1 protein-coding gene is annotated in these 2,234 nt (G+C 75.3%); it reads left to right on the forward strand.

The features are described 5' to 3' along the window. On the forward strand, nt 1–2,234 hold a 2,234-nt coding region (locus AB0H32_RS48080; protein ID WP_361136007.1), incomplete at both ends, for an SDR family oxidoreductase.

Raw genomic sequence — 2,234 nt, forward strand, 5'->3', positions numbered from 1 at the left:
GACGGCGGCGGAGTCCGGATCCAGGTGGTGCTGGCCGCGGCCGACGAGGACGGGCGGCGCACGGTCGAGGTCTTCTCCCGTCCCGATCAGCCGGGTACGGAGCAGGCGTGGGTGCAGCACGCCAGTGGTGTGGTGTCCCCCGCCACGACGGCGGGTCCCGCTGCCGACGATCTGGTGGTGTGGCCGCCCAGGGATGCCATCCCGGTGGACATCAGCGACGTCTACGCGGTCCATCTGGCGGACGTCTACGGCCCCGCGTTCCAGGGGCTGCGGGCGGCATGGCGCCGGGGCTCGGACATCTTCGCGGAGGTGGCGCTGCCGGAGTCGGTGGCGCGAGACGCCGGAGCGTTCGGACTGCACCCGGCCCTGCTCGACGCGGCACTGCACTCCGCGCTCCTGGCGGACGCGGACGCGGACACGGACCTGGAGGGCGAGCCGGGGCAGATCCGGATGCCGTTCGCCTGGACCGGTGTGGAGCTGCACGCGAGCGGAGCCTCGGTGCTGCGGGCCCGGCTGCGCCGGGACGGCCAGGGCGGTCTGGCTCTGACGGCCGCGGACGCCGCAGGGGCTCCGGTGGTGTCCGTGGCGTCGCTGGTCAGCCGCCCGGTGTCGGCCGACCGGCTGCAGACCGCGCAGGCCGCGGTGGCGGACGCGCTGTTCGCGGTGGAGTGGGCCCCGGTGCCCGAGGCCCCGGTGCCGTCCGGTGATTGGGCGCTGGTCGGTGCCGATCCCTTCGGGCTCGCGGAGGGGCTCGACACGGCCGGGGTGCCGGTGCGTTCCTTCGCCGGCCTGGCCGAGGTCGCCGCCGCCACCGAGACGGGAGAGATCGCCCCGCGTGCCGTGGTGGTCTGCGTCGGCGCACGGTCGATCGGCGCCGACGGCACTGGCACTGGCACTGGCACTGGCACCGGCACTGGCACTGGCACCAGCACCGTGGCCGAGACGGCACGGCGGACCGCCGGTGACGCGCTCGGGCTGGCACAGGAATGGCTGGACGAACAGCGCCTGGACTCGGCGCAGTTGGTGGTCGTCACCCGTGGTGGCGCGGCCGCCGTGGCCGGCGAGGGCGTGACGGACCTGGCGGCCGCCGCGGCCTGGGGCCTGCTGCGCTCGGCGCAGTCGGAGAACCCCGGCCGACTGGTCCTCGTCGACCTCCCGGCCGAGAGCACCGACGGTCAGGTCGCGGTGCTGCCGGCCGTGCTGGACAGCGGTGAACCGGAGCTGGCGATCAGGGAAGGGGCCGCCTTCGGGCGGCGGCTCACCCGTCCGAGTGGTGCTCTGGCCGCGGTTGAACAGTCCGAGCGCCCGCACGCCGAGGCCCCGCGGTCACTGCTCGTGACCGGTGGAACGGGGACGCTGGGCGGTCTGGTGGCCCGTCACCTGGTCGCGACGGGCCGGGCCGGCGGCGTGGTGCTGCTCAGCCGTTCGGGTCCGGCGGCCGCCGATGTGGCGGTGCTGGCCACGGAGCTGGCGCAGCTGGGTGCCTGGGTCCGCGTGCTGGCCTGTGACGCGGCGGACCGGGGTGCGCTGGCCACGGTGCTGGGGACGATTCCGGCCGACTGCCCGCTGGGCTCGGTCTTCCACGCCGCGGGCATCATCGACGACGGCGTCATCACGACACTGACCCCACAGCGGGTCGCGGCGGTCATGCGCCCCAAGGCGGACGCCGCCTGGCACCTCCACGAACTCACCCAGGACATGGACCTGGAGAACTTCGTGCTGTTCTCCTCCGCGGCCGCGGCGCTCGGCGCGACCGGTCAGGGCAACTACGTCGCGGCCAACTCCTTCCTGGACGCCCTCGCGTACCACCGGCGGGCCGCCGGACTGGCGGGCCTGTCGCTGGCGTGGGGTCCCTGGGCGCACGAGGCGGGCATCGGACGGAACCTGGGCGAGCAACTCCTGTCCCGGATCAGCCGCTCCGGAATCGCCGCCCTCGGCGCGGAAGAGGGCCTGGTCGTGATGGACACGGCGCTCGCCCGCGAGGAAGCCCTGCTGGTACCGGCCCGCCTGGACCTCGCCGCACTGCGCACGAAGGTGGCCCACAGCGCGGAGATCCCGCCGCTGTGGCGGGTGCTGGCCGGCGCCCCGGCACGACGCACGGCCGCCGCCCGTACGGCCGCGGGCGGAGCGGACGTGGTCGAGGCGCTGCGGCAGCGGCTCGCCTCGGTGTCGGGTGGGGAGCGGGACCGGGTGCTGCTGGACCTGGTGCGTGCGCATGTGGCCGCGGTGCTCGG

The organism is Streptomyces sp. NPDC020362, from assembly GCF_040642095.1.
GTDB lineage: Bacteria > Actinomycetota > Actinomycetes > Streptomycetales > Streptomycetaceae > Streptomyces.